We start from the raw sequence: 8,100 nt of genomic DNA on the forward strand, positions 1-8,100 counted from the left end.
CGGCGAAGCCGGGTCACACGATGCGCCGGCACGCCGTCCAGCAAATCCGCCGGAAGATCGAACCTTTGAAGATATTCCAGTCGATCCATCAGCCGGTTAGCGGCTGCTGAATTTGCGCCAACCTCGACCGGGATCGATGCCTCATAGGCTATCGTCTGGCCATCGGGCAGGCTGGTCATCCAGCTGCGCGGGATCATGCGGTTGATGGGGACAGTCGGGAAGTCTCTGGCGCCGGGCGCGACATTCGCGCCCGGCGTCGCGGGGATCTTGTAGGCCTTGGCCATCCAATACTGGTCGTCGGGGCCGGGCAGTACCTCGATCGAGTTCAGCATCTTGACCCAATAGGTCGAGTACCAGCCCGGCACGATCAGCCGGCAGGGAAAGCCATTGAGGAGCGGCAGCTGCTCGCCGTTCATGCCGAAGGCGATCATCACTTCGCCGTCGCGGGCATGGTCGATGTCGAGCGCCTTCTCAAAGTCAGGGGCGCCCGCCACGACCGGTTGATCGAGCGCACCGAAGCGCACCTGCACCGCGCCTGTCTTGACCCCGGCGAGGTCGAGCACGTCGCGCAGGCGCACACCGAGCCATTTGGCATTGCCCATCGCGCCGTTGCCCCATTGCGCGCCGGCAACACGTGGCTGGAACAGCCCACGGCTGTTTCCCGAGCATTGGTTGACCGCCGCCATCTCGACCCGCGGCAGGCGCAGCAGCTGGGCGAGGCTGATCGACAGCGGTCGGTTGACGTGGCCGAAGACGTTGAGGCGGAAAGTCTCGACATCGATCGAGGTCGGGATGTCGGCCCAGTGCCAGCGGACGAAGAACTGGTCGTTGGGCGTGAACACCGACTTGTCGAACACGTCCATCGGCGTTTCCAGCAAGGGCGGATGGACACGCTGGAGGATCATGCTGCCCTTGCCGGGAAAGGCGCTGGTCATCGGCCGTTCGGCATTGCCGCCAGGCAGCTTCAGGTCGACGAGCTGCTGCGCCAGTGCCGGCGCGGCGGCAAGGCCGGCGGTACCGAGCGCGGCATGCCTGAGAAAGCGGCGACGGCTGGTCTCACTCGGCAGTTCGGCGTCGAAATTGTCCATGACAAGGCTCTCCTGTGGCCAGCCACGCTGGCGGATCGAAGGGGCGTTTCGCAAGTGATCGGACCGACTGATCCGATCATCATGGCGGATCAGTTCGGGGTGGCGATGCAGGGTGAGACGAACAGGTTGCCGCGCCATGCGCCGGCCAGCGTCTTGGCGCCGACGAGCAGCCACATCGCCGCAAGCGCGACTGTCAGCACCGTGCCGACGAAACCGAAGAAACCGAGGTTCAGCGTCGTGCCTAGGCGTAAGGTGGCGACGGTGTAGACGCCGAGCGGAAAGGTATAGCCCCACCAGCCCAGGTTGAACGGGACGCCGGCGCGCCAGTAGCGGATGGTGATGAGCGTCGCGAGCGCCAGCCACCACAGGCCGAAGCCCCACAGGCAGAGTCCGGCCACAACGCCGATCCCTTGCGCGACGGCACCGACACCGGCCAGCCCGTGCGCCGCGAGGATAGCCGGCGCGTCCGCCCCGAGCACCAGCATGCCCAGAGCACCCGTGCCGATCGGTCCCAGCGCCAGCCAGGAGGACGCCGCCATGCTCTCCTGCGGCAGTTTGTGGAGCGCCATGCGCAGGATGAGGATGGCGAGGATGCCGAACGCGACCGGCACCGAATAGGCCCACAGCACATAGGAGGTCGCAAGCGTGACGAGCTGCGCGTGAGGATCGGCCAGATGCGGCGCGAGCAGCCCGCCGCTGGCGCCCGCCACTTCGGCAGCGACGACCGGCAGCAACCATACCGCGGTCATGCCGTCCAGGCTGTGCTCGTGACGGGTGAACATCATGTACGGGATCAGCACGCCACAGGCGAGCGACATGGCGGCGTCGATCCACCACAGGACGTGTGCGACCGGTACGATGCCATTCCCGAACCGTGCGATGCCGAAGGCGAGGCAGCCGTTGATGATCGTCGCGAGGCCCATCGGGATGGTGCCGATGAACATCGACACGGTGTTATGCCCGAAGATGCGCCGCGCCTCGTGCCCGAACATCACCCAGCGCGCGCCATAAAGGCCGGCGAACAGCGCGAAGAGTGCGATATTGAAGAACCACAACACCTCGCCGACGGGTTTAAGCGAAGGCCCGATGCCGGGCACCTGCGGCAGCGCGAGCGCGAGGATACCGGTGCCCATCGTCGCGGCGAACCAGTTGGGCGTGAACTGACGAATCATCTCGCGGGGATGATCGAGCCGGCTGAGCGGCTTGAGGCCGCTGAGAACGGAGTGCGTGTCGGCAGTCATGCGACCTGCTCCTTGATGAGGTCCGTCAGCGCGTCGGCCGCGCGGGTGCGATAGCGTTCCTTGTGGCGCAGCGCGTGAAAGGCGCGGTCGGGCAGCCCGAGCGGCAGCTCGACAAGGTCACCGGCCTTGAGCGCGCGCGCGACGACCAATCGCGACAAGACGGCAACGCCGGCACCCGCCTCGACGGCGGTGCGCACCGCCTCGTTGGACGGCAGCGTCATCGCTATCGTCAGCTGGGCCGGATCAAACCCGCGCGTTCGCAGCACGTCCTCGAAGGTCGAGCGCGTACCCGATCCCAGCTCACGGACGATCCAGCGTTCAGTGCGCAGCCAGTCCTCGTCGACGCGCCCGGTGTCCTCGCGGCCGACCAGCACCATCGGATCACGCCCGACATGCCAGTGGGCGAGCGCCGGTTCGTCCACCTCGCCCTCGACGAAACCGAGCTCCGCCGCGCCGCTCAGGACCTGCGCTGCCGCACCTTCGGTGTTGTCGATCGCCAGTTCGACCGCGATCTGCGGGTGGCGTTCGTGGAAGGCGGCGAGCTTTGCCGGCAACCAGTAGCTCGCGATCGTCTGGCTGGCGACGATCCGCAATGAACCACGGGCAAGCCCGGCATAGTCCGCCAGCATCGTCTCGGCATGCGCTGCCCGCCCCAGCACCGCGCGCGCTTCCTCCAGAAAGCCGCGGCCTGCTTCGGTCAGCTGGATGCCACGCCCGACGCGGTGAAACAGAGGAACCCCGTAGCGCGCTTCGAGGGCAGCAATCGCGCCGGAGGCAGCGGACTGCGTGACGTTCAGCACCTCCGCTGCCTTGGTGACGTGTTCGCGCTCCGCGACACCGACGAAGATTCTGAGCTGCTCCAGGGTCATGCAGCATATATCGCGTACTTAGATCGATACGACCAACCGTTTGATATGGTCATTCCAATCTGGATATCGGAATGATCGGCAGCCTTTCGTCTGCGATGGTCTCGAAGACTTGGAGCGTTAGGCGGGCCTGCGACGTTTGATCGTCCATGACCGCTCATCACTGGCGGGGTGATCCTTGCGATGCTCGTCCTGTTCGTCGGCGCGCCGCTGGAACGCCACATCCGCGAGCGAGCCCGCCTGACGCCGGCCGAGGCCGCCAGGAAGGATGCCGAGCGCAAGCCCTGATCGCGCTGGCCCGCCCGGTGCCTGTCGGCGCTGAGGAGCAGCAAGGGCGCTATCAGGACACCAGCGCCGCATCGGCCTGCCGCCGGACTTCATCGGCAATCGGATGCAGCTCGGCCGCAGGCCGCTCGCCCACCACACTATAGCCGATCCCGTCGACTGCCCATGTGACCCGGCCCATGGTCCCGCTGGACGTGCTGGTCATGCTCGCAGTCTTGTCGATCTGCATAGGCCTCGTCAGCACCGCGAGTTTCGACGCTTGCGGTCCGTCGTAGAGGAGCAGTGCCGCAGGGCCGTGAGGCGTCGCGACCAGTCGCCCCCCACCATAGCGATAGCCGGCTGTGCTGAGGTCCGGGATGGTGACGCGCTCACCCAAACGGGCGGAGGTCCATCGGATCAGCATGGCGCGCTGATCCGGACCGATCTCCGCCGGTCGTATCCGGTCGGCGGCATAGACACGGAAATTGTCACTCGCCTCGTTGGCCAGCGCCGCGATGCCTGCGCGGGGTTCACCGCTCCACTTCGCGCTCGACCAACCACCGCCAAACCCGACCGCCAGCAGAAGTGACGCGGCGATGGCGAATTGCCATCGCGGCTGACGTTGCCGCCCCCTGATGGCTGCGACGCGCATCGTCGCCGGGATCGGTTCATCCGCGATCGGGGCAAACAGGGATGCAAGGGCTCGCGCCTGCTCCGCCTGTTCCCGCAAACGGGCATGCAGGTCCGGCTGGCCTTCAAGATAGGCGTCGACCAGGCGCTGCCGCTCGGGCGACAGCCTGCCATCGATCCATGCGGCCAGATCGTCCTCGCCGATCGGGCTGGTCATTGCACGCTCCTCAATCGCGGCCGTTCACCCTCCCGGAGGAGGGTCGCCAGTCGGTCGCGCGCCCGGGATATGCGCGACATCACCGTGCCCAGCGGCACGCCGACAACGGCAGCGACCTCCGCATAGGGCAGGCCCTCGACCGATACGAGGAGCAGCACCGTTCGCTGCTCCTCGGGCAACGCATCAAGGGCGCGCAGCAGGTCGCGGTGGTGTAGGCCTGTTTCCTGATCGGCCGGACGGCCGAGCGTGGCGTCGTCCACGAGGTGGAGCGGAACCGCTGTGCCTCGCCGGCTATGCTGCCGCTGATGGTCGACCAACAGATTGTGCAGGATCGTATAGACCCATGGGCGCACCTCCGCCCCGCGTCGTTGTCGCCAGCGCCCGACCGCGCGCTCGAGACAATCCTGCACCACGTCATCTGCCATTGCCCGATCGCGCAACCACGACCGGGCATAGCGGCGCAGACCGGGGATCAGGGGCTCGATCGCGGCGGCAAGCGGGTCCATGTCAGTCGCGCTGTACCTGCACGATGCGTCCCGGCGCGCCGTTCACCACCTCAGCGACCGCCAGAAAACGGCGGGGCGTCGCGGTGCTGCCTTGAACGATCTGCCGGATCGGACCCGACGCGTTGACGATCGCCGCACCCGCCGGGTTGCTCATGAAGTTGGCAAGCGGCTCTACAGCGCCGCTACCATCCGCGTTGGCGGTCAGCACGAGCATGTAGGGCTTCTTGGGCTGCAAACCGGTAACGGCACTCTGCACGACCTGAATGATGCCTTGGTCGAAGAGGGTGATGCTGCTTGCCGCACCCTTGCCGCCGATCGGCCCCATAGTCAGATGCAACGCCTTGCCGGCCGTGCCGAGCGGCTGGAGATTGTCGGTGCCGGGGCCTGTCGGAACAGCGTTCGGCACATAGGCGATCGCCTGCGGTGCCTGTCCGACCGGCACGGTAGCGACGACCGTGTTGCCAGCGGTGTCGATCGCGGCCAGCTCATCGGCATTCTCCAGCCCGACATAGATGCGCCGACCGTCGCCGGACGGCCAGACACCGTGCGGCATCTTGCCGACTGGAATGGTTGCCACCAGCGTGAAGTCGGACGTGCGGAACACCTTCACCGCATTCTCCCCGCCGACCGTCACATAGGCGAACTGCCCCTTGGCCGTGCGGGCGAAGTTGACGTGATTGGTGATCGGCCCGGTATCCAGCACCTTGAGGATTGTGAAGGGTGGCCTGGCATCGAATGCGACCGTCTTGCCGATGTCCTTTAGCGTAAACCACGCCTGCTTGCCGTCCGGCGTCGCGGCGATGTTGGGGCAGAATGGGCTCGGCTGCGCCACCTGTCCGACCTGTGCGTGGGTTGCGACATCGAACACGGCCAGCACCGGATTGAACGAGGAACAGACATAGCCGTATCGCCCATCGGGCGAGAAGATCGTCATACCCGGACCACCGGGCGTCTTGATGCGGCCGGTTTCCTTGTACGTCGCGGGATCGAGCACGGCGATATAGTCCTCGCCGCGAACGGTGACCCAGACCTCCTTTCCGTCCGGCGTGAAGAACGCCTCGTGCGGACTGCGCCCGACATAGGTCGTGTGTTTGACCGTGTTGGTGGCGGTGTCGATCCACGACACGGCATTCGATCCGATCGACACGACCGCCAAGGTCTTCCCGTCCGGCGAGAAGCCCAGGCCGTGGACCAGCACTTGTCCCTTGTAGAGCGGGGAGAAGTTCATCGGCTGCGGATCGCCGAGCTTGATGACGCCGAGCAGCCGGTTGTCGGCCGGGTCCGTCACCGACACCGTGTTGGAGAATTGTTCGGACGCATAGACGCGGTCGCGGTGGCTGACGGGCATGTCCTTGGCGTTCCACGGCGCCTGCTGCGCCATGGCGAGGCCCGGTGCGGCGCTCATCAGCAAGGCGGCCGAGCGCAGGATGGTCCGGATCATGTCAGTGCTCCATAGGGCTGTGGTGGTCGCCGCCCTGCGTCGGGGCCGGCGTCGAAGGCGGTAGCGGCTGACCGATCGCCAACTTCATAGCGGCAATCTCCTGCTGCTGATCGATGATGATCTCCTGCGCGATGCGCTTGAGCTGCTCGTTATGGCCGTAGCGCAGCTCCGCCACTGCCATATCGATCGCACCCTGATGATGCGGGAGCATCATCGTGACGAAGTCGCGGTCGACGTTGCCGGACGGCTTGACCATCATGCCCGCCATCATCCGGTCCATCGCGGCAGCCACCATGCTGGCGTAACCACCGGCAGGGGCGGCCGCGACTGCGCCTGTGAGCAGGGCCGAAGCAGTCAGACCGAGCATCCAATATCGTCTACGCATAAGCCTCCGGCGCATCAGTCCTGAAAGCATAGACGACGCTCGTCCGGGTTTATTCCATGGGTGAGCCGGTTATCAGCCTTCCCGATTGGGAACCTCCAACGGGACGACCGTGACCGACACAAAAATCCGCTGTATGCCCGCCGGGGCTTTCCCAAAATATGTTCCCGAAATATGAGTCCCGAAATTCGCTGTTTGAGATGGGATAACGGGACTCATGCTGGTTGGTTATGCGCGTGTCTCGACCTCCGACCAGGACCTGACGCTACAAACCGATGCGCTGACCAAGGCTGGCTGTGAAAAGCTGTTCACCGACAAGGTGAGCGGCGCGAAGCTGAACCGTCCCGGTCTGACCGAAGCTCTCAATTTCGTGCGGGCCGGTGACACGCTGGTGATATGGAAGCTCGATCGCCTTGGCCGATCGATCGGGGGCCTGATCGAACTGGCGGCGGACTTGTCCGCTCGGAAGATTGATTTCCGGTCCCTGACGGACGGGTTCGACACGGCAACCCCATCGGGCCGTCTGCTGTTCCATATCCTCGCTTCTGTCGCGGAGATGGAGCGCGAACTGATAAAGGAACGGACGATTGCCGGTTTGGCAGCGGCACGGGCCAAGGGCGGCACGGGCGGAGGCCGCAAGTCGGTCATGACGCCTGACATGCTCGATACCGCCCGCAAGCTGCTCAAGGCTGGCGACAAACCGGCGAAGGTCGCGAAGCTGCTCCAGGTCGGCCGTTCTACCTTCTATCGCCACTTCCCTGCGGCCGAGCGCGAACCCGGCTAACCGGCGTCAGAAGATCGTCGCGTAGTAGGATTGCTCGAACCGGCCACGGCTGATCCGGGCCATGCGCTCGATGCGTTCCGGCACCGGGGGCGGGCGACGGTTCCGGGCCGGTCTTGCGTCGGTGCGGGCTAACAGCACGAGATTGGCAATGGCCGCGCCCAACAGAAACTCTTCTTCGGCACCGCGCAGTCCGCGAAGGTGCAGGCGGGTCAGCCCTCGCTTGCCTTTGGCATCGGCGAACACCCGCTCGACACCCCGGCGCAGCCGCATCGACCGCTTGAATAGCGGCGTCTGCATCTCGCCGCGCACCATCTCACGCACGTCCTCATATTCGCTGTGCGTGACCGACCTGTTGCTGCCTGCGGTGCATTTCCGTTTGAGGTGACAGGCGCGGCAATCGGCAGGACTGGCGCTGTATCGGAGAAAGCCCGCCCGACGATCGGCACCGCGAAAGGGCAGTATCTTCCCAGCGGGGCAGACATAGCGGTCCTGCTCCCGCTCATAGCGGAAGGCTTCGCGGGGGAATTTGCCCTTGGTCTGTTCGGATCGTTCCAGCACCGGGATATGCGGGATGGTGCCGCGATCGGTGACGAACGCCAGGAACGCAGCGCTGCCATAGGCGGTGTCGGCCGCGACACGCTTTGGCCGATAGCCGAACCGATTGTCGGCCCGTGCCAGCAT

9 protein-coding genes are annotated in these 8,100 nt (G+C 65.5%); 1 reads left to right on the forward strand and 8 read right to left on the reverse strand.

Annotated elements, in window-relative coordinates:
* From CG471_RS27995 to CG471_RS28025, 7 genes are all read right to left on the reverse strand, one after another.
* On the reverse strand, positions 1 to 1,088 hold a 1,088-nt coding region (locus tag CG471_RS27995; RefSeq protein WP_257211717.1), incomplete at its 3' end, for a molybdopterin-dependent oxidoreductase.
* A gap of 89 nt (positions 1,089 to 1,177) precedes the next feature.
* A complete protein-coding gene (locus CG471_RS28000) occupies positions 1,178 to 2,329 on the reverse strand; it encodes a TDT family transporter (RefSeq protein ID WP_037513249.1) in 1,152 nt (383 codons plus the stop codon).
* On the reverse strand, positions 2,326 to 3,198 hold the full coding sequence (locus CG471_RS28005; RefSeq protein ID WP_021224438.1) for a LysR family transcriptional regulator: 873 nt from the start codon (positions 3,196 to 3,198) through the stop codon (positions 2,326 to 2,328). Before CG471_RS28005 ends, CG471_RS28000 begins: the two co-directional genes overlap by 4 nt.
* A 337-nt stretch (positions 3,199 to 3,535) precedes the next feature.
* Entirely contained in the window at positions 3,536 to 4,306 is a 771-nt protein-coding gene (locus tag CG471_RS28010) for an anti-sigma factor (RefSeq protein WP_021224441.1), read from the reverse strand.
* On the reverse strand, positions 4,303 to 4,812 hold the full coding sequence (locus CG471_RS28015; RefSeq protein WP_021224442.1) for an RNA polymerase sigma factor: 510 nt from the start codon (positions 4,810 to 4,812) through the stop codon (positions 4,303 to 4,305). The genes CG471_RS28010 and CG471_RS28015 overlap by 4 nt, the downstream gene beginning before the upstream one ends.
* 1 nt (position 4,813) lies before the next feature.
* The gene (locus CG471_RS28020; RefSeq protein ID WP_021224443.1) at positions 4,814 to 6,253 is read right to left on the reverse strand and encodes a YncE family protein; all 1,440 of its coding nucleotides are present in this window, start codon (positions 6,251 to 6,253) and stop codon (positions 4,814 to 4,816) included.
* Between the two features lies 1 nt (position 6,254).
* Positions 6,255 to 6,620: a DUF305 domain-containing protein gene (locus CG471_RS28025; RefSeq protein ID WP_021224444.1), complete on the reverse strand. Its 366-nt coding sequence runs from the start codon at positions 6,618 to 6,620 to the stop codon at positions 6,255 to 6,257.
* Positions 6,621 to 6,852: 232 nt separating this feature from the next.
* On the opposite strand from CG471_RS28025, the gene CG471_RS28030 reads away from it, so the two are divergent.
* On the forward strand, positions 6,853 to 7,419 hold the full coding sequence (locus CG471_RS28030) for a recombinase family protein (RefSeq protein WP_004212894.1): 567 nt from the start codon (positions 6,853 to 6,855) through the stop codon (positions 7,417 to 7,419).
* Between the two features lie 6 nt (positions 7,420 to 7,425).
* Here CG471_RS28030 and CG471_RS28035 read toward each other — a convergent pair.
* A partial coding sequence (locus CG471_RS28035) for a transposase (protein ID WP_143560300.1) occupies positions 7,426 to 8,100 on the reverse strand: 675 nt, incomplete at its 5' end.

The sequence above is a fragment of the Sphingobium sp. IP1 genome (assembly GCF_002708645.1).
Lineage (GTDB): Bacteria > Pseudomonadota > Alphaproteobacteria > Sphingomonadales > Sphingomonadaceae > Sphingobium > Sphingobium yanoikuyae.

Bases quoted from the DNA above. Each gene is read 5' to 3' on its own strand.
- CG471_RS28005 (WP_021224438.1), bottom strand. From the start codon at position 3,198: ATGACCCTGGAGCAGCTCAGAATCTTCGTCGGTGTCGCGGAGCGCGAA.
- CG471_RS28020 (WP_021224443.1), bottom strand. From the start codon at position 6,253: ATGATCCGGACCATCCTGCGCTCGGCCGCCTTGCTGATGAGCGCCGCA.
- CG471_RS28000 (WP_037513249.1), bottom strand. From the start codon at position 2,329: ATGACTGCCGACACGCACTCCGTTCTCAGCGGCCTCAAGCCGCTCAGC.
- CG471_RS28030 (WP_004212894.1), top strand. From the start codon at position 6,853: ATGCTGGTTGGTTATGCGCGTGTCTCGACCTCCGACCAGGACCTGACG.
- CG471_RS28010 (WP_021224441.1), bottom strand. From the start codon at position 4,306: ATGACCAGCCCGATCGGCGAGGACGATCTGGCCGCATGGATCGATGGC.
- CG471_RS28025 (WP_021224444.1), bottom strand. From the start codon at position 6,620: ATGCTCGGTCTGACTGCTTCGGCCCTGCTCACAGGCGCAGTCGCGGCC.
- CG471_RS28015 (WP_021224442.1), bottom strand. From the start codon at position 4,812: ATGGACCCGCTTGCCGCCGCGATCGAGCCCCTGATCCCCGGTCTGCGC.